Source organism: Inquilinus limosus DSM 16000 (genome assembly GCF_000423185.1).
Classification (GTDB): domain Bacteria; phylum Pseudomonadota; class Alphaproteobacteria; order DSM-16000; family Inquilinaceae; genus Inquilinus; species Inquilinus limosus.
This window is the reverse complement of sequence record NZ_AUHM01000013.1, coordinates 69,036-86,682: the sequence shown is the minus strand read 5'-3', so window position 1 is coordinate 86,682 and position 17,647 is coordinate 69,036. Positions and strand designations below refer to the sequence as shown.

16 protein-coding genes are annotated in these 17,647 nt (G+C 70.3%); 11 read left to right on the top strand and 5 right to left on the bottom strand.

Features of this window, described 5'->3' with window-relative positions; genetic code table 11:
* Positions 1-20 precede the first annotated feature (20 nt).
* The 7 genes from G537_RS37885 to G537_RS0113710 all read left to right on the top strand — a co-directional run bounded on the left by G537_RS37885 (position 21) and on the right by G537_RS0113710 (position 7,527).
* Positions 21-2,348 carry a sensor histidine kinase NtrY-like gene (locus G537_RS37885; protein ID WP_064742133.1) on the top strand — a complete coding sequence of 776 codons (2,328 nt, stop codon included), beginning with the start codon at positions 21-23 and terminating at the stop codon, positions 2,346-2,348.
* Entirely contained in the window at positions 2,338-3,741 is a 1,404-nt protein-coding gene (gene ntrX, locus G537_RS0113735) for a nitrogen assimilation response regulator NtrX (protein WP_026870610.1), read from the top strand. The genes G537_RS37885 and ntrX overlap by 11 nt, the downstream gene beginning before the upstream one ends.
* 20 nt (positions 3,742-3,761) lie before the next feature.
* Entirely contained in the window at positions 3,762-4,616 is an 855-nt protein-coding gene (locus G537_RS0113730) for a D-amino-acid transaminase (RefSeq protein ID WP_034851659.1), read from the top strand.
* A gap of 118 nt (positions 4,617-4,734) precedes the next feature.
* The gene (hfq, locus tag G537_RS0113725) at positions 4,735-4,977 is read left to right on the top strand and encodes an RNA chaperone Hfq (RefSeq protein ID WP_026870608.1); all 243 of its coding nucleotides are present in this window, start codon (positions 4,735-4,737) and stop codon (positions 4,975-4,977) included.
* A gap of 5 nt (positions 4,978-4,982) precedes the next feature.
* On the top strand, positions 4,983-6,314 hold the full coding sequence (hflX, locus tag G537_RS0113720) for a GTPase HflX (RefSeq protein ID WP_026870607.1): 1,332 nt from the start codon (positions 4,983-4,985) through the stop codon (positions 6,312-6,314).
* 13 nt (positions 6,315-6,327) lie between these two features.
* Positions 6,328-7,143, top strand: a complete 816-nt coding sequence (locus G537_RS0113715) for an inositol monophosphatase family protein (protein WP_026870606.1) — start codon at positions 6,328-6,330, stop codon at positions 7,141-7,143.
* Positions 7,144-7,170: 27 nt separating this feature from the next.
* The gene (locus G537_RS0113710; protein WP_026870605.1) at positions 7,171-7,527 is read left to right on the top strand and encodes an FKBP-type peptidyl-prolyl cis-trans isomerase; all 357 of its coding nucleotides are present in this window, start codon (positions 7,171-7,173) and stop codon (positions 7,525-7,527) included.
* A 4-nt stretch (positions 7,528-7,531) separates the two neighbouring features.
* On the opposite strand, the gene mazG is transcribed toward G537_RS0113710, so the two are convergent.
* On the bottom strand, positions 7,532-8,365 hold the full coding sequence (gene mazG, locus G537_RS0113705) for a nucleoside triphosphate pyrophosphohydrolase (RefSeq protein ID WP_026870604.1): 834 nt from the start codon (positions 8,363-8,365) through the stop codon (positions 7,532-7,534).
* Positions 8,366-8,523: 158 nt separating this feature from the next.
* Between mazG and G537_RS37880 the strand changes: the two genes are divergently transcribed.
* Positions 8,524-9,384, top strand: a complete 861-nt coding sequence (locus G537_RS37880; protein ID WP_051248392.1) for a hypothetical protein — start codon at positions 8,524-8,526, stop codon at positions 9,382-9,384.
* A gap of 37 nt (positions 9,385-9,421) precedes the next feature.
* On the opposite strand, the gene G537_RS37875 is transcribed toward G537_RS37880, so the two are convergent.
* Positions 9,422-10,339 (bottom strand): DMT family transporter, encoded by a 918-nt coding sequence (locus G537_RS37875; RefSeq protein ID WP_051248391.1) that lies wholly within the window; start codon positions 10,337-10,339, stop codon positions 9,422-9,424.
* 71 nt (positions 10,340-10,410) lie between these two features.
* On the opposite strand from G537_RS37875, the gene G537_RS0113690 reads away from it, so the two are divergent.
* A complete protein-coding gene (locus tag G537_RS0113690) occupies positions 10,411-11,199 on the top strand; it encodes an AraC family transcriptional regulator (RefSeq protein WP_026870603.1) in 789 nt (262 codons plus the stop codon).
* A gap of 24 nt (positions 11,200-11,223) precedes the next feature.
* Here the strand turns inward: G537_RS0113690 and ampC are convergent, their stop codons facing one another.
* On the bottom strand, positions 11,224-12,411 hold the full coding sequence (gene ampC / locus G537_RS0113685; RefSeq protein ID WP_026870602.1) for a class C beta-lactamase: 1,188 nt from the start codon (positions 12,409-12,411) through the stop codon (positions 11,224-11,226).
* 146 nt (positions 12,412-12,557) lie between these two features.
* Positions 12,558-13,703, bottom strand: coding sequence for a DSD1 family PLP-dependent enzyme (locus tag G537_RS0113680; RefSeq protein ID WP_026870601.1), 1,146 nt, complete (start codon positions 13,701-13,703; stop codon positions 12,558-12,560).
* Positions 13,704-13,893: 190 nt separating this feature from the next.
* On the opposite strand from G537_RS0113680, the gene G537_RS0113675 reads away from it, so the two are divergent.
* Positions 13,894-15,423 (top strand): FAD-dependent oxidoreductase, encoded by a 1,530-nt coding sequence (locus G537_RS0113675; RefSeq protein WP_026870600.1) that lies wholly within the window; start codon positions 13,894-13,896, stop codon positions 15,421-15,423.
* Between the two features lie 68 nt (positions 15,424-15,491).
* Here the strand turns inward: G537_RS0113675 and G537_RS0113670 are convergent, their stop codons facing one another.
* On the bottom strand, positions 15,492-16,568 hold the full coding sequence (locus G537_RS0113670) for a LacI family DNA-binding transcriptional regulator (RefSeq protein WP_026870599.1): 1,077 nt from the start codon (positions 16,566-16,568) through the stop codon (positions 15,492-15,494).
* A 190-nt stretch (positions 16,569-16,758) separates the two neighbouring features.
* Here G537_RS0113670 and G537_RS0113665 point away from each other — a divergent pair, with 190 nt between their 5' ends.
* Positions 16,759-17,589 carry an ABC transporter substrate-binding protein gene (locus G537_RS0113665; protein ID WP_026870598.1) on the top strand — a complete coding sequence of 277 codons (831 nt, stop codon included), beginning with the start codon at positions 16,759-16,761 and terminating at the stop codon, positions 17,587-17,589.
* The last annotated feature ends 58 nt before the right edge of the window (positions 17,590-17,647 follow it).

The following is a 17,647-nucleotide window of genomic DNA, read 5'->3' as shown; positions in this document are numbered from 1 at the left end:
CCGCCTGCAGAAAACCGTCGATGACCACCAACGCCGCAAGCCCTTCGACCCTCTGGCGGCAGCTTTACCAATGGGCGACCCGGATCGGGCTGGAGAACAAGCTGGCGGTGGTGCTGATCTTCGCCGCCGTCGCCTCCGGCATCGCGACCTACACCGCGCTCAGCAGCAACTCGCTGTTCGGCAAGGACGCCGACCGGGTGTCGCTGCTGCTGGTGCTCGACCTGACCATCCTCCTGATGCTCGGGGCGATCGTGGCGCGGCGGCTGGTGCGGATCTGGGCGGCGCGCCGCCGCGGCTCCGCCGGCTCACGCCTGCATGTCCGCCTGGTGGCGCTGTTCGCGGTGGTGGCGGTCGCGCCGGCGATCCTGGTCGCGATCTTCTCGGCCGTCATCTTCAATATCGGCCTGCAGACCTGGTTCTCCGAACGCGTCTCGACCGCGGTCAATGAATCGCTCTCGGTCGCGCAGGTCTATCTCGAGGAGAACCAGAAGAGCATCCGCTACGCCGCGCAGAGCATCGCCACCACGGTCGAGCGGGCCTACGCCCAGTATCCGGAGTTCATCGCCGGCAACAGATCTGCCCTGGTCGGGATCCTGGGCAGCATGACCCAGACCTACAACATCCCCGACATCCGGATCATCGACCGCAGGGGCCAGGTCATCGCCGAATCGCCCTACGCCAAGGGCCTGAAGCTGGACATGGTGGCCCCGAAATACTTCGACCGGGCGATGGCCGGCGACAGCGGATACGGGCCGGTCGAGCTGATGATCGACGGCCAGGGCGACCGGGTGCGCGCGCTGGTGCGGCTGAACGGCTTCCCCTTCGATGCCTTCCTCCTGATCGGCAAGCAGGTCGATCCGGAGGCGCTGGCCTATGTCGAGCAGACCAAGGGCGCGGTCGCCGACTACCGGACGCTGGAAGGGCGGCGCTCGCAGCTGCAGCTGATCTTCACCGCGATCTACGTCACCGTCGCGGTGCTGCTGCTGATGGCCGCGGTCTGGATCGGCCTGGTCTTCGCCGACACGCTGGTGCGGCCGCTGCGCGAGCTGATCATGGCGTCGGAGCGCGTGCGGGCGGGCGACCTGTCGATCCGGGTCCAGGGCGTCGACAGCACCGACGAACTCGGCAGCCTGGCCCGCTCCTTCAACCGCATGACCAACCAGCTGGAAAGCCAGCGCCGCGAGCTGATCGAGGCCAACCGCCAGCTCGACCAGCGCCGGCAGTTCACCGAGACGGTGCTGTCCGGCGTCTCGGCCGGCGTGCTCGGCCTCGACCATGACGGCCGGGTCCATCTGCCGAACCGCTCCGCCACCGACCTGCTGGGCCGCACGGTCGACGAGCTGGTCGGCCAGCCGCTCGAAGCCGTGGTGCCGGAGATGGCGGAGCTGCTGGAGAATGCCCGCAGCCGGCAGGGGCGGGTGGTCGAGGGCCAGGTGAAGATCCGCCGCGGCGGCGAGATGCGGGTGCTGCTGGCCCGCATCGCGGCGGAGCGGCTGGACGGCGAGGTCCGCGGCTTCGTCGTCACCTTCGACGACGTCACCGAGCTGCTCTCGGCCCAGCGCAAGGCGGCCTGGGCCGACGTGGCCCGCCGGATCGCGCATGAGATCAAGAACCCGCTGACCCCCATCCAGCTCTCGGCGGAGCGGCTGAAGCGCAAATATCTCAAGCAGATATCGGACGATCCCCAGACCTTCATCACCTGCACCGAGACGATCGTGCGGCAGGTCGGCGACATCGGCCGGATGGTCGATGAATTCTCCGCCTTCGCCCGCATGCCGTCGCCGGTGATGAAGGCGATCGACCTGTCCGAGATCTGCCAGCAGGCGCTGTTCCTGCAGCGCAACGCCCATCCGAAGATCGGCTTCGCCTTCAGCCAGCCCGACGACCGCCCGCTGGTGCCGTGCGATTCCCGGCAGCTGTCGCAGGCCGTCACCAACCTGCTGCAGAACGCCGCGGACGCGATCGAGGGCCGCATCGCGGAGGGGCGCGACCTGCCGAAGGGGCAGGTGCGGATGATCCTGGACTACGCCGATGGCGAGGCGTGGATCACGGTCGAGGACAACGGCAAGGGGCTGCCCGCCGACGACCGCGACCGGCTGACCGAACCCTATGTCACGACCCGCACCAAAGGCACCGGATTGGGGCTCGCCATCGTCAAGAAAATCATGGAGGATCACGGCGGCCGGCTGGTCCTCGAGGACCGTCCGGGCGGCGGCGCGCGGGTCAGCCTCGTCTTTCCGTTGGAACAGGCGGGCGTGCCGGCCGTTCCAACCGGCGACGAGCCGGGTGCATCGACCGATCGGGTGACGGCTGCGGGCTCCAAGGACGCGGTGGGCCATGGCGCATGACATTCTCGTCGTCGACGACGAGGCGGATATTCGGATGCTCATCTCGGGCATCCTGGGTGACGAAGGGTATACGACGCGGGAAGCGGGCGACACGACGCAGGCGCAGCAGGAGCTCGCCGCGCGCCAGCCCAGCCTGGTGATTCTCGACGTCTGGCTGCAGGGCAGCCCGATCGACGGGCTGGAGCTGCTCGAGATCATCCGGCGCGACCATCCCGGCGTGCCGGTGCTGATGATCAGCGGCCACGGCAACATCGAGACCGCGGTCACCGCGATCAAGAACGGCGCCTACGACTTCATCGAGAAGCCGTTCAAGTCGGACCGGCTGCTGCTGATGGTCGAGCGCGCCATCGAGGCGGCCCGCCTGCGACGCGAGAATGCCGAGCTGCGGCTCCGCGCCGGCACCGAGGCCGAGCTGATCGGCCAGTCGCCGATGATCGCGCAGCTGACCCAGCAGATCGAGCGCGTGGCGCCGACCGGCAGCCGGGTGCTGATCACCGGCCCCGCCGGCGTCGGCAAGGAGGTGGTGGCCCGCCGGCTGCACGCCCTGTCCAAGCGCGCCGAAGGTCCGTTCATCGCGCTGAACTGCGCCGCGATGCATCCGGACCGGCTGGAGGAGGAGCTGTTCGGCGTCGAGGCCATGGTCGACGGCACCATCGCCACCCGCAAGGTCGGCACCTTCGAACAGGCGCATGGCGGCACGCTGCTGCTGGACGAGGTGGCGGACATGCCGCTCGCCACCCAGGGCAAGATCGTCCGGGTGCTGCAGGAGCAGACCTTCGTCCGGGTCGGCGGCGCCACCAAGGTCGAGGTCGACGTCCGCGTGATCGCCTCCTCGAACAAGGACCTGCCGAGCGAGATCGCCGAAGGCCGGTTCCGCGAGGACCTCTACTACCGTCTCAACGTCGTGCCGATCGCGGTGCCGCCGCTCGCCGCCCGGCGCGAGGACATCCCGCTCCTGGCCCGCCACTTCATGCAGCGTGCGGCCGACAGCCAGGGCCTGGCGCCACGGCAGATCGGCGAGGACGCGATGGCGGCGCTGCAGGCCTACAGCTGGCCCGGCAACGTCCGGCAGCTGCGCAACGTGATCGAGTGGCTGCTGATCATGGCCGCCGGCGACACCGCGACGCCGATCCATGCCGACATGCTGCCGCCGGAGATCGGCGCGATCGCGCCGGCGGTGCTGCGCGGCGACCGCGGCAGCGAGATCATGGGGCTGCCGCTGCGCGACGCGCGCGAGCTTTTCGAGCGCGAGTACCTGATCGCCCAGGTCACCCGTTTCGGCGGCAACATCAGCCGCACCGCCGAGTTCATCGGCATGGAGCGTTCGGCCCTGCATCGCAAGATGAAGAGCCTGGGCGTGCACGGCGCCGGCGACCGCAAGCTCGTCGACTGAAGGCGGGGAGAAACCGAGGAATGGCGCGCGACGCCTATGTCAACGGGCGCTATGTGCCGCATGCCCGGGCGGCGGTGCATGTCGAGGATCGCGGCTTCCAGTTCGCCGACGGCGTCTACGAGGTGGTGTCGGTCCGCCGCGGCCGGCTGATCGACGAGGAGGGGCATCTCGACCGGCTCGACCGTTCCCTGCACGAGCTGCGCATCGCCTGGCCGTGCGACCGGCGGGTGCTGCGGCTGGTCATGCGGCGGCTGCTGGAGCGGAACGGCGTGCGCGACGGGCTGGTCTATCTTCAGGTCACCCGCGGGGCGGCCCCGCGCGATTTCCGCTTCCCCGCCGCGGCGCGGCCGACCCTGGTGATCACCACGCGGCGCGCCACGCTGGCCCCGCACGCCCGCACCGGGGTCCGGGTCGTCACCATCCCCGACATCCGCTGGAAGCGCCGCGACATCAAGACCGTGGGCCTGTTGCCCCAGGTGCTGGGCAAGCAGGAGGCGGCGGAGCGCGGCGCCTTCGAGGCCTGGCAGGTGGACGAGGACGGCTTCGTCACCGAAGGCACCTCGTCCAACGCCTGGATCGTGACCGCCGACGGGGCGCTGGTCACCCGCCCGGCCAGCCGCGACATCCTCAACGGCATCACCCGCCAGTCGATCCTGCGAGTCGCGGCGGCGGAGGGGCTGCGCTTCGAGGAGCGGCCGTTCCGGGTCGAGGAGGCCTATGCCGCGCGCGAGGCCTTCCTCAGCAGCGCCACAAGCTTCGTCACGCCGGTGCTGAGAATCGACGACCGGACCATCGGCGACGGCGCTCCCGGGGCCTTGAGCCGCAAGCTGTTCGACGCCTATCTGGCACACGCATCCGGCGCCGGCGCATCGTGACCATGCGCCATTGCTCCCTTTTCTCCGGGCGTGCGCTTCCCATATTGTCGAAACGTGCCACATCGTGTGGCTCGGGCCCCTCGGGGCTCCAATAAAATCAAGCAGCAGGATCCCAACTATGTCAGAAAAGGCGCAAAACGTTCAGGACGTGTTCCTCAACAACGTCCGGAAGAACAAGATCCCGGTGACCATCTTCCTCGTCAACGGGGTGAAGCTGCAGGGTATCATCACTTGGTTTGACAACTTTTCGGTCCTGCTCCGCCGCGATGCCCATTCGCAGCTGGTGTACAAGCATGCGATCTCGACCGTGATGCCGGCGCATCCGATCCAGCTGTTCGAGCCGCAGAAGGAAGAGGCCTGATCCCTTTGGGCCAGACTTCGGGGCCAAATCACGGTGCGGATGGCGCGTCCTCGGGGCGCGCCATCGTCATTCATCCGGTCCTTCCCGGCACCCGCGGCGACAGCGGCCGGACCGCCGAGGCCTCGCTGGAGGAGGCGGTCGGGCTGTCGCGCGCGATCTCGCTCGACATCGCCGAGGCGCGCTGCGTCCGCGTGTCGCGGCCTCAGCCCTCGACCCTGATCGGCGAGGGCGCGCTGGAGGATCTGTCGAGCGTCGTCGCCGCCACCGAGGCCGGCCTGGTGGTGGTCGACGCCACCCTCAGCCCGGTGCAGCAGCGCAACCTGGAGCGCCGCTGGAAGACCAAGGTGATCGACCGCACCGGCCTGATCCTCGAGATCTTCGGTGAGCGCGCCCGCACCCGCGAGGGCCAGCTGCAGGTCGAGCTGGCGCATCTCAGCTACCAGCGCTCGCGCCTGGTCCGGTCCTGGACCCACCTGGAGCGCCAGCGCGGCGGCGCCGGCTTCCTCGGCGGCCCCGGCGAAACCCAGATCGAGCTGGACCGCCGCCAGATCGACGACCGCATCATCCAGATCAAGCGCCAGCTTGAGGAGGTGCGCCGCACCCGGTCGCTGCACCGCGAGGCGCGTGCCCGCGTGCCCTATCCGGTGGTGGCGCTGGTCGGCTACACCAATGCCGGCAAGTCGACCCTGTTCAACCGCCTGACCCGGGCCACGGTGCTGGCCAAGGACATGCTGTTCGCGACGCTCGACCCGACCATGCGGGCGATCGAGGCGGGGCAGGGGCGGCGGATCATCCTGTCCGACACGGTCGGCTTCATCTCCGACCTGCCGACCCATCTGGTCGCCGCCTTCCGGGCGACGCTGGAGGAGGTGCAGGCCGCCGACCTGATCCTGCATGTCCGCGACGTCGCCCATCCCGACACCGAGGCCCAGCGCGAGGATGTCGAGGCGGTGCTGCGCGACCTGGACATCGACATCGATTCCGACGGCCGCGTGATCGAGGTGCTGAACAAGGCCGACCTGCTGCCGGAGCACGAGCGCGAGACGCTGTCGACCGCGGTGCGCCGGCGCGGCCACGACGCGGCGGTGATCTCGGCCCTGACCGGCGAGGGCTGCGACGCGCTGATGGATCTCATCGCCCGCCGCATCAACGCCGATCGCGAGACCATGACGGTGAAGCTCGACATCGCCGACGGCCGCACCCTGGCCTGGCTGCACCGCCACGGCGAGGTGCTGGAGGCGCGCGACGACGGCGCCCACCTCTTCGTCCGCGTCCGCCTTCATCCCAACGACGCCGCGCGGCTGCACCGCCAGCTCGGCATCGCCACCCGCCACTGAGGATCCGCCCCCGATGCGTCTGCCCGAGATCGACCAGGTCGCCGCCCTGATCGCGGAGACGGCGCAGGAGCTGATCCTGCCGCGCTTCGGCCGGCTGGAGGACGGGGCGGTGATGGAGAAGGCGCCCGGCGACCTCGTCACCATCGCCGATCAGGAGAGCGAGATCCGCCTGGCCGCGCGACTGCCCGACCTGCTGCCCGGCTCCCTCGTCCTCGGCGAGGAGGCCCATGCCAAGGATCCGGCCGTGCTCGACCTGCTGGATGGCGACGACCCGGTCTGGATCGTCGACCCGGTCGACGGCACCGCCAATTTCGTCGCCGGCACCCCGCGCTTCGGCACCATCGTCGCCCTGGTGCACCGGGGCGAGACGCTGATGGGCTGGATCCACCTGCCGGTCGAGAACCGCACCGCCTGGGCGGTCCGCGGCGAGGGCGCCTTCATCGACGGGCGGCGCCTGACGCTGTCCGCGCCGGGGCCGCTGGCGACGCTGCGCGGCGGCTTCAACCTGGCCAAGCGCCCGCCCGAATACGCCACGGCGGTGCTGCGCCTGCGCGACGCGGTGGCGTCGCACATCCACGTCAACTGCGCCGGCGCCGACTACATCGACGCCGTCGAGGGCCGCATCGACATCCTGGCCTATCGCAAGCTGTTCCCCTGGGACCACGCCGCCGGCACGCTGCTGCACGCCGAGGCGGGCGGCTGGGCCGCGGTGCTCGACGGCACCCGCTACCGCCCGACGCTGCGCCAGGGCCCGATCCTGGTGGCGCCGGACGAGCCGAGCTGGCGCGCCGCCCGCATCGCCATGGGCGAGATCGCGGCCGCAGCCTGAACCATACCAACCCGAGAAGGAAGCATCATGTCCCGCACCGTCACCGCCTCCGGGCTGGAGATCGAGGATCTGGAGGTCGGCACCGGCGCCGAGGCGACGCACGGCATCACCGTGACCGTGCACTACACCGGCTGGCTGCAGAACGCCGACGGCAGCGCCGGCCGCAAGTTCGATTCCAGCCGCGACCGCAACGAGCCGTTCCGCTTCCCGCTCGGCGGCGGTCGGGTGATCCGCGGCTGGGACGAGGGCGTGCAGGGCATGAAGATCGGCGGTAAGCGCCGCCTGGTCATCCCGGCCGCCCTGGGCTACGGCTCCCGCGGCGCCGGCGGAGTGATCCCGCCGAACGCGACCCTGATCTTCGACGTCGAGCTGCTGGCGGTCTGACGCCTCAAGCCGCCGTCTCCGCCTTCTTGGCGGCGACCCACAGCGCCTCCATCTCGTCCAGGCTGGCCTCGGCCGGTTCGCGGCCTTCGGCCCGCAGCGCCGCCTCCAGGTGGCGGAAGCGGCGCTCGAATTTGGCGTTGGTGCGGCGCAGGGCGGAATCGGGGTCGACCTCGTAGCGCCGGGCGAGGTTGACAGCGCAGAACAGCAGGTCGCCGATCTCGTCCTCGATCCGCTCCCGCGGCGCGCCTTCGCGGACCTCCGCCCGGATCTCGGCCGCCTCCTCCTCGATCTTGTCGAGGATGTCGGCCGGGTCGGTCCAGTCGAAGCCGACCCGCGCCGCCCGCCTCTGCAGCTTCAGCGCCCGGGTCAGGCTGGGCAGGCCGGCGGCGATGCCGTCCAGCGCCCCGGCCGGCCGGCCCTCGGCCTTCGCCTTGGCGGCCCGTTCCTCCGCCTTCTGCCGCTCCCACTGCGCCGGCATGCCGTCGGCGTCGACCGGGGCGTCGCCGAACACGTGCGGATGGCGGCGGATCATCTTCTCGACGATGCCGGCGGCCACGTCGGCGAAGTCGAAGGCGCCGCGCTCCTCCGCCATGCGCGAATGGAAGGCGACTTGGAACAGGAGGTCGCCCAGCTCGTCCTTCAGCTCGTCCATGGCGTCGCGCTCGATCGCGTCGGCCACCTCATAGGCCTCCTCGATCGTGTAGGGCGCGATGGTGCGGAAGCTCTGTTCCACGTCCCACGGGCAGCCGGTCTCGGGATGGCGCAGCCGCGCCATCACCTCGATCAGGCGGCGCGTGGCCTCTGCGGCATCGGGGGCGGCGTCGGGACGGTCGGTCATCATCGGGTCTCCGGGCGGCGGTCCCCCTCTGGTATCGCATCACGGCGGCGGCCGCAAATCGCTCTCCTCCCCGACAAATGGGGGCTGCGGCGCGGGCGATCCTTCCTATACTCGCCGGCCGGGGCGCTTCGCTCCGTTCCGGAGGGGACAATCACGACATGAGCTTCCTGCGATCCTTCAAATCCATCACGCTGGCGGCCGGCCTGGCCTCCACGATCGCGCTCGCCGCCTGCGGCCAGCGGGCCGAGCCGGCGCCGGCCGCGCCGGTCGGTCCGACCCTGCTGTTCTCCTACGAGGCGCTGACCTTCAAGCCGCTCGGCCTCGACGCCGCGAAGGCGAGCTACGCCGACCGCGCCGCCGTCACCACGCAGGTGAAGGACACCGAGCTGCCGAAGATCCTGGCGCTGCTCAACGTCCCGGCCGACCAGGTGCAGACCGAGGTGACGCCGGGCGGCTACCAGCTCGAGACCAACGCCTCGCTGCAATCGGCCTTCGAGACCGACCCGAAGACCGCCGACCTGTTCGCCGCCGCGGTCGGCTACACCTTCCGGCAATGGAGCGTGCTGGTCACCGACTTCACGCCGGAAGGGCAGGGCAACACCGGCTATGCCGTGGTCACCTTCAAGGACCATGCGCCGAGCGGCGAGGAGGCGCAGGCCTTCTTCCAGCATGCCGCCTCGGTGAACAAGGGCCTCGGCGGCGGCTACACCGCCTTCGGCCGCGACCTGTTCTTCCTGAACATCGCGGATTCCACCGGCAAGGCCTATAGCGGGCTGGACGACGCCACCTTCGTGGCCGAGCTGACCAAGGCGGCCGAGACCTTCACCGGGACGCCGGTCTCGGTCACCCGCTCCGGCCGGGTCGACGCCCGCTTCGTCGAGAACGACTGGGACAAGTCCAAGACCGGCCAGGACTACGCCAAGATCCTCGGCCGCGACCTGACCCGCAAGCTGACCCAGCTGCGCCGCGAGCACGATCGGATGCTGCGCACCGCCGGGCAGACATACGGCTGGAAGTAGCAGAAGCCGGCGCCGCCCGGGTTCGGGCGGCGCCGCCTCACTCCGCCGCCTCCGCCGCCACCCGCGCCGGGCGGCGGCCGGCGCGCTGGGCCAGGACGACGCCCAGCAGCACCAGGGCGCCGCCGGCGAGGTGGTACGGGTGCAGGCTCTCGCCCAGCACGGCCATCGCGATCGCCGCCGTCATCACCGGCGACAGGTTGATGAACAGGCTGGTGCGGCTGGGGCCGAGCAGGCGGATCGCCTGCATCCACAGGAACGGCGCCAGGATCGAGGTCGGGATCCCGGCATAGAGGATCAGCCCGATCGCCGTCGGGCTGTGCGGCGCCGCCGGCGCCAGCAGCCAGCCGGGCAGCAGGAACAGCGTGGCGAAGGCGATCTGCAGGTACAGCGAGGGCCAGGCCGGCAGCGGCATCGGCCAGCGCCGCAGCAGCACGCCGTAGCCGGCATAGGTGACGCAGGCGATCAGCATCAACCCGTCGCCCGGCGCCAGCCCGCCGCTGAACGGCGCCAGCGGATCGCCCTGGCCGATCAGCAGCGTCAGGCCCAGCAGGGACAGGATCCCGCCCGCCAGCATGCCCAGGGTCGGCGCCTCGGCCAGCAGCAGGCTCGACAGAGCCATGGTCAGGAGCGGCACCAGCGACACCACGAAGCCCATCTTGGTCGCCGAAGTCGTCTCCGCCGCGTAATAGGCCAGCCCCTGATAGGCCGCCATGCCGAGCAGCCCCAGCACCGCCAGCTTCGGCAGATGCGGCCGGATCTCCCGCCGCAGCCGCCAGACGGGGCGCAGCAGGAAGGGCGTCAGCAGCAGCAGGGCCAGGGCCCAGCGCTCGAAGGCGATGACGCTGGGATGGATCGCGGTGGCCGCCAGCTTGGTGACGACCACGTTGCCGGACCAGATCGCGACGGTGACGACCGGCAGGGCGAACCAGCGCAGAGGGATGTTCGAGGCGGACATGGGGCGACCCTAGCGCCTGGCCGGTTCGAGATATATAACGATGATCGGACAACCGATCGGGAGGACAGGACATGACCAGGCCGGCGCTGCGCGGTGACCCGCCCGATCCGCTGTCCTTCCGCACCGAGGATTACCCGGCCGGCATGGTGTGGCCGGAGGCGTCGCTGCCCTGGGGCAAGCTGAACTACGCCGTGCGGGGCCTGATGGAGGCGACGGTCGGCGGCGTGCGCTACCTGTCGCCGCCGCATTATGCGATCTGGACCCCGCCCGACGTGCGGCATGCGTGCCACAATCGCGACGCGGTCCGCTACGTGTCGGTCTATGTCGTGCGCGATCTCTGCGCCGAACTGCCGGCCGAGCCCTGCACCCTGGCGCTCAGCCCGCTGATCAAGGCGATCCTGGCCGATTTCGACGCGCGCGGGGTGCGGGTGCCGCGCAGCGACGCCGACCTGCGGCTGGCGCAGGTGCTGGTCGACCAGATCCGCCTCGCCCCGCGTCACGCCTCCTACCTGCCGTTGTCGGACGACCCGGCGCTGCGCACCGTGCTGGAGGCTCTGCAGCGCCATCCCGGCGACCGCCGGTCGCTGGCCGAATGGGCGCGGCAGACCGGCACCACCGAGCGGACCCTGTCGCGCCACTGCCAGCGCGACCTCGGCATGTCCTTCGCCGAATGGCGGCAGCGGATGAAGCTGGTGGCCGCGCTGTCCCGGCTGGAGGAGGGGGCCTCGGTCGGCACGGTGGCGCGGTCGCTGGGCTACGGCAACGCCTCGGCCTTCATCGCCATGTTGCACCGCCTGACCGGCACGACCCCCGACCAGATGCGCAAGGACGGCCTGCGCCGCGACCGGGAAGCGGCGTGACGGCCCTTCTCGGCGACGCTCCCGTCAGCCGGCCTCGCCATCGAGCGACGTCAGGATCCGGTGGGCGGCCGTCACCCGCGCCGGGATCGGATAGGCCTTGTTCGCCAGGATCACCACGCCGATCCGCCTGGCGGGAACGAAGGCGGCATAGGCGCCGAAGCCGTTGGTGGAGCCGGTCTTGTTGATCAGCACCTCGCCCTGCGGCGGCACCGGCGGGTCCAGCCGGACGGCGGCGTTGGCCTTGCCGCTCATCTCGCGGGAATTCCCCGCCAGCAGCCGGCCGAGATCCGTGGGCCAGGCATACGTCTCCCAGCCCAGGCCCTGCGTCATGTCGCCGATCCTGTAGTACCCGGCATGGGTCGCGGCGATGGCGCGCCGCAGCGTTTCGTCCAACGCCGAGCCGTCCATGTTGGCCTCGACGAAGCGGATCAGGTCGGCCGCGGTCGTCTTCACGCCATAGGCTTCCGCGTCCAGCACGCCCGGCGTCACCCGGACTGGCTTGCCGGCCTTGTAGCCCCAGGCGTAGCGGTCCATCCGGTCCGGCGGCACCCGGATGAAGGTCCGGGTCAGGCCCAGCGCCGGGAAGGTCGTCCGCTCCATCAGCGCGTCGAAGGGCTGCCCCATGGCCCTGGCGGCGAGATGGCCGAACAGCCCGATGCTCGGGTTCGAGTAGAGCCGGCGGGTGCCGGGAGGATAGGCCGGGCGCCAGCCCCGGTAGAAGGCGATCATCCCGTCCGGATCCTTGATCTCGTCCGGGAACTGCAGGGGCAGGCCGCCCGCCGTATAGGTGCCGAGATCGAGCAGGCTGATCCGGTCGAAGCTGCTGCCGGCGAGCTCCGGCAGGTACCGGCTCGCCGGGTCGGAGAAGGACAGGGCGCCGCGCGCCTCGGCATAGGTCGCGAGGGTGGCGGTGAAGGTCTTGCTGACCGAGCCGATCTCGAACAGCGTGTCCTCGGTGACCGTCTGCCCGCTCTCCCTGGACGCGACGCCGTAGCTGAAGACATGGCGCTTGCCCCCGGCCGTGACCGCGACGGCCATGCCCGGAACATCGTTCTCCGCCATCATCGGCCGGATCGCCTCGTCGACGACGCGGCCGAGCGCGCTCGGCTCGCCGTCGGCGGCGCGGGCGCCGGAGAGGGCGGTCGAGAAAAGCGCGAGCGCGGGGACCGCGAGCACGGAGCCGGCAAGCGCCCGCCGGCGCGATAGCGAGATCGTCAATCCTGTCTCCATCGTTCGGGTGGCTGCCGGCGCCCTCTGGATAGACGGAAGCCGCGCCCCGAGCCAAACGAGGAATAATCCGCGGAGACATGAGCCAGAGTTGGCCAAGGATCCGCCGGCCGGAGGCCCGTGGAGGGGCGCTACCAGCCGCCGAAGCGCGGCCAGCGCACCGGCCCCGCCGTCGGGTCGGCGGGCAGCACCTCGTAGCCGTCATGCTGGGCGGCGGTCGCGCAGGCGTGGTTGGGCAGGATGCGCAGGCGGGTGCCGACCGGCAGCTCGGGCAGGGCGGCTGCGCTCCCGGGGCGGACCGCGACGATGCCGTGCTCCTGGTTGGCCGCGACGACGACGAGGTCGCCGAGGACCTTGCCGTCGATGTCGCAGACGAGGCCGTAGCCTTGGTCGACCGCCTGGCCCGCCGTGCCCCGGTCGCGGGACAGCGCCATCCAGCCGGCGTCGATGAAGAGGCAGCCGCGCTCCCGGTTGTGCCCGATGACGCTGGTCAGCACCGACAGCGCGATGTCGTCGGTCGAGCAGACGCCGATGCCGGCCATCACAAGGTCGAAGAAGACATAGACGCCCGCGCGCACCTCGGTCACGCCGGAGAGGTCGCGGGCGGCATGCGCGGTCGGCGTCGAGCCGACGCTGACGACCGGGCAGGGGAGGCCGGCCGACCGCAGGGCCTCCGCCGCCGCCACGGCGGCGGATCGTTCGCGCTCGGCGAAGGCAGCGTGCGCCTCGGCGCCGGACACGCCGTAGCTCTCCCCGGCGTGGGTCGCCACCCCGCGCAGCTCGGCGCCGCCGTCGTGCAGGATGCGGCCGATGGTCGTGAGTGCCGGATCGGCCGGGCTGATCCCGCCGCGATGACCGTCGCTGTCGATTTCGATCAGGGCCGGGATCCGGTCGCCGGCCCGCCGCGACGCCTCGGCCACGGCCGAGGCCTGCTCGGCCGAATCGAGGATGATCGACAGGTCGCAGCCCTTGGCGCGGATGGCGAGGACCCGGTCGAGCTTCTGCGGCGCGATCCCGACCGCGTAGAGGATGTCTCCGACGCCCGCCGCGGCGAAGACCTCCGCCTCCTTCAGCGTCGAGACCGTTGCCGGGCCGGGGCCGTCCGTCAGCAGGCGCCGGGCGACGTCGACCGACTTCGCCGTCTTGAGATGCGGGCGCAGCGTCACGTTCAGCGGCTGCAGACGGCTGCGCAGGCGCTCGATGTTGCGCAGCATGCGCCGCTCGTCGAGGATGAGGCTCGGCGTCGGGAGGGCGAGGAGGCGATCGGCGGTGGACATCGTGGGCGGATTCCGAAGGAGGACCCGCAACGTCTAAGCCGTCGCCGGCGCAGGCGCAATTTGCCGCTCATGCATAGGACGTCCGGGGTGCCGGTCGCCTCGTGCCGCTTCTGCCGGGCAGCTCCCGGGATCCCGAGGAACCGACGCGGCCGACTTGATGTTCGCCTCTTGCGGCAGGCGGAGAGACGCGATGAATGTCGGCGACGAGGCGAGCCGGTCCTTCTGGATGGAAACGGCACCGACGATCGAGGCGCCGCCGCTCGCCGCCGACGCCGAATGCGATGTGGTGGTGGTCGGGTCGGGGATCGCCGGGCTTTCGACCGCCTACGAACTGGCCCGCTTCGGCCGGCACGTGATCGTGGTCGACCGCGGGCGCATCGGCCGCGGAATGACCGCGCGCACCACCGCCCATCTGGCGACCGAGCTCGACGATCTCTATTCCGAGCTGATCCGCGTCCGCGGCGAGGAGGAGGCGCGGCTCTACTACGACAGCCAGGTCGCCGCCGTGAACCGGATCGAGGCGATCTGCCGCGAGGAAGGGATCGACGCCGATTTCGCCCGCGTCGACGGCTATCTCGTGCCCGCCGAGGACAGCCACCGCGAGAATCTCGAGCAGGAATACGAGGCCTGTCGGTCGATCGGGGTCGATCTCGAATGGGCCGATCGGGCGCCGATGCCCGGCTTCGGCTCCGGACCGGTGCTTCGCTTTCCGGACCAGGGGCGTTTCCATCCGGGCAAATATCTCGCCGGCCTCGCTCGCGCCATCACCGCCTGCGGCGGCCGCCTTCATTCCGATACCGCCTATCTCGGCCAGAAGGAGATCGACGGCGGCGTCGAGATCGAGACCGAGGCGGGGCCCAGAATCCGGGCGGCGGCCGCGGTCTTCGCGACGAACTCGCCAGTCAACGACAAGGTCGCGATCCACACCAAGCAGCTTCCGAACCGCACCTATGTGATCGCCGGTCGCGTGGCGAAGGGAACAGTCCCCGACGTGCTGCTCTGGGACACGCTCGATCCCTATCACTATGTCCGCATCCAGCCGCTCGGCGATGCGGAGGATCTGCTGATCGTCGGCGGAGAGGATCATCGATCGGGCGAGGCGAACGATATGGAGGAGCGCTTCGCCCGGCTCGAAGCATGGGCGCGCGAGCACTACCCCGGCTTTCGTGACAGCGACTATCGCTGGTCGGGCCAGGTGCTCGAGCCGGTCGATTTCATGCCCTTCTCGGGGCGCAATCCAGGCAACCCGAACATCTACATCCACAGCGGCGATTCCGGGCAGGGCATCACCAACGGCGTCGCCGGCAGCCTCACGATCCTGCCGCTGATCCTCGGGGAGGACAGCCGCTACGCGCCGGTGCTCGACCCCGCCCGCAAGCCGGCCGCGCTCGCCGCATTGGCCGAATTCGTCAGGGGGCAGGCGGGCGCGGTCAAGAACTTCGCCGAATACATCCGCCCGGGGGAGGTGCGTTCGGCGGACGAGCTCGCCCCGGGCGAAGGCGCGGTGATCCGAGAGGGGCTCAGAAAGATCGCGGTCTACAAGGCGGAGGACGGGACGGTGATCCGCTGCTCCGCCGTCTGCACGCATATGGGCTGCCTCGTCCATTGGAACCGGTTCGAGAAATGCTGGGACTGCCCCTGCCACGGCTCGCAGTTCTCGCCGGACGGCCAGGTGCTCAACGCACCCGCGCTCGAGCCGCTGGCGCCGGACGATCGCTGATCTCAAGCCCCGAGAAGTCAGCCGTGAACTGACCTGAGCGGACGGCGGTGGCCGTTTTCCGGCGGCCGCTACCCTGCCGAACGATGCGGCGCGACCGATGCGCGTGTCACCAGCCGGGTCGGAATGACCATGTGGCGCGCGGGTCCGTCATAGCCCTTCAGCCGCGACACGAGCAGCTCGGCCACCGTCGTGCCGAGCTGATGGACCGGCTGATCGATCACGGTGACCGGCGGGCTGGTCACGCCGGTCCAGTCGGCGTCGTGGAAGGTGATCAGCGACAGGTCGTCGGGGATCGAGAGGCCGAGCTCGCGGGCCACCTTGAAGATCTCGAGCGCGATCAGGCTGTCCGAGGCCAGGACGGCGGTCGGCGGCTCCGGCGACCTCAGCAGCTCCATCGCCAGCCGCCGCGTCTCCTGGCGGCCATTCGCCCCGAGCCGGACGGATCGTGCGGGCGAGGGGACCCGTGCCGCCTCGCAGGCGCTCAGGAAGCCTTCGATGCGGTGCCGGACGGAGACGGTGGGAATATCGGCGAGGTCGCGATAGGTGTGCTCCGGCGTGTCGCAGGCGGTGACATAGGTCAGACGGCGGTGGCCGTGCTCGATCAGCAGGCGGGTCGCCGCCTCGGCCGCCTCGCGGTCGTCGACCGTCACCGTGTCGACGGCGAGCTCCGGGATGGCGCGGTCGAGCAGGGCCAGCGGCCTTCCGGAGCGCTGGACGTCCCTCAGATGGTCGATCTCGCGCGACCGCGCGGGCGTGACGATCAGCCCGTCGACCCGCTTGCCGATCAGCGTGCGGATGGCGTCCCGCTCGGCCGCGATGTCCTCGCCGGAATTGGCCAGGATCACGGTGAAGCCGGCGCCGCGCGCCACATCGGTGATGCCGCGGACGGCGGCGCTGAAGAACGGGTTCTCGATGTCGCCGACCACCACGCCGATCGCGCCCGACCGGCCGGTCGTCATGCTGCGGGCCAGCTCGTTGGGGCGATAGTCGAGGGCCTCCGCCACCGCGAGCACCTTCTCGCGCACCTTGTCGCTGACGGTGCCGTAGCCGCCGAGGACCCGGGCCGCCGTGGCCTTCGACACACCCGCCGCCCGCGCGACGTCGGCGACGGTGACGGACGGCTTCACAGGCGGGGACTGTTCCATGCGGCTGCTCTACAGGAGGCGTTGACGGACGGTCAATGCGGCTTTATCAATTTCAGAAAGAGACCGGTCTCAATCATAAAGAGATCGGTCTCTTATAAAAAGAGATCGGTCTCAATTGCCGACAGAGGCGTCCGGCATAGAGGCCGGGCATTCGGGCAGGCTGATGGAAACACGCAACGGAGCGGAGACGATGAAGACGATTGCGGCGATGCTGACGATGGCGAAGGGGCTGCGGGCGCTGGCCCTCGCGCTGGCCTTGGGCGGCTCGATCGCGGGCCCGGCCCTGGCCGAGCCGAACCCCTTTGGCCTGATCGATCCGAAGACGATCAGCGTCGGCACCATGGGCGACGCCAAGCCCTACACCTTCATGACGGCGGACGGGCAGTTCACCGGCTTCGATATCGAGCTGTTCCTCGACGTGGCCCAGCGGATCGGCTTCAAGAAGGACCAGGTCGTCTTCACCGGCCAGGAATTCTCGGCCCTGATGCCATCCGTCGCCAACGGCCGTTTCGACGTGGCGGTGGCGGCGATCGGCACCACCGACGCGCGCAGGAAGACGGTCGACTTCTCCGACGGCTACCTGGCGGGCTACCTGTCGGTCCTCACCGCCGACCCGAAGATCACCGATGCCGGCCAGCTCGGCGGCAAGCGCCTCGGCGTGGTCCAGGGCACGCTGCAGGAGATCTACGCGGCCAAGACCTTCACCGCGACCGATCTGGTGAAGTTCCCCGACAACAACTCCGCCGTCGCGGCGCTCAACAACGGCACGGTCGACGCGCATTTCCTCGATTACGAGGCGGCCAAGGACTACACGAACCGCTATCCGTCGCTGAGGGTCGCCGTCAACATCCCCAGCTTCGACGCCCCGGCCGGCTTCGTCATCCGCAAGGGCAATGATGCGCTGCGCGCGGCGCTGAACCAGGGGCTGCACGCGGCGATGCAGGACGGCACCTGGAAGGCGCTCTACCAGAAATGGTTCCCGGGCTCGCCGATGCCTGACGAGTACCTGCCCAAGAAGTAAGCCGAATCCGGCCCGGCCGCCGTGGCCGGGCCGATCCGCCGTCCTCGCCCGGGAAGGG

Excerpts from the sequence above, each read along its gene's own strand:
- G537_RS37885 (WP_064742133.1), top strand. The coding sequence starts at position 21 with ATGACCACCAACGCCGCAAGCCCTTCGACCCTCTGGCGGCAGCTTTAC.
- ntrX (WP_026870610.1), top strand. The coding sequence starts at position 2,338 with ATGGCGCATGACATTCTCGTCGTCGACGACGAGGCGGATATTCGGATG.
- G537_RS0113730 (WP_034851659.1), top strand. The coding sequence starts at position 3,762 with ATGGCGCGCGACGCCTATGTCAACGGGCGCTATGTGCCGCATGCCCGG.
- hfq (WP_026870608.1), top strand. The coding sequence starts at position 4,735 with ATGTCAGAAAAGGCGCAAAACGTTCAGGACGTGTTCCTCAACAACGTC.
- G537_RS0113715 (WP_026870606.1), top strand. The coding sequence starts at position 6,328 with ATGCGTCTGCCCGAGATCGACCAGGTCGCCGCCCTGATCGCGGAGACG.
- G537_RS0113710 (WP_026870605.1), top strand. The coding sequence starts at position 7,171 with ATGTCCCGCACCGTCACCGCCTCCGGGCTGGAGATCGAGGATCTGGAG.
- mazG (WP_026870604.1), bottom strand. The coding sequence starts at position 8,365 with ATGACCGACCGTCCCGACGCCGCCCCCGATGCCGCAGAGGCCACGCGC.
- G537_RS37880 (WP_051248392.1), top strand. The coding sequence starts at position 8,524 with ATGAGCTTCCTGCGATCCTTCAAATCCATCACGCTGGCGGCCGGCCTG.
- G537_RS37875 (WP_051248391.1), bottom strand. The coding sequence starts at position 10,339 with ATGTCCGCCTCGAACATCCCTCTGCGCTGGTTCGCCCTGCCGGTCGTC.
- G537_RS0113690 (WP_026870603.1), top strand. The coding sequence starts at position 10,411 with ATGACCAGGCCGGCGCTGCGCGGTGACCCGCCCGATCCGCTGTCCTTC.
- G537_RS0113680 (WP_026870601.1), bottom strand. The coding sequence starts at position 13,703 with ATGTCCACCGCCGATCGCCTCCTCGCCCTCCCGACGCCGAGCCTCATC.
- G537_RS0113675 (WP_026870600.1), top strand. The coding sequence starts at position 13,894 with ATGAATGTCGGCGACGAGGCGAGCCGGTCCTTCTGGATGGAAACGGCA.
- G537_RS0113670 (WP_026870599.1), bottom strand. The coding sequence starts at position 16,568 with ATGGAACAGTCCCCGCCTGTGAAGCCGTCCGTCACCGTCGCCGACGTC.
- G537_RS0113665 (WP_026870598.1), top strand. The coding sequence starts at position 16,759 with ATGAAGACGATTGCGGCGATGCTGACGATGGCGAAGGGGCTGCGGGCG.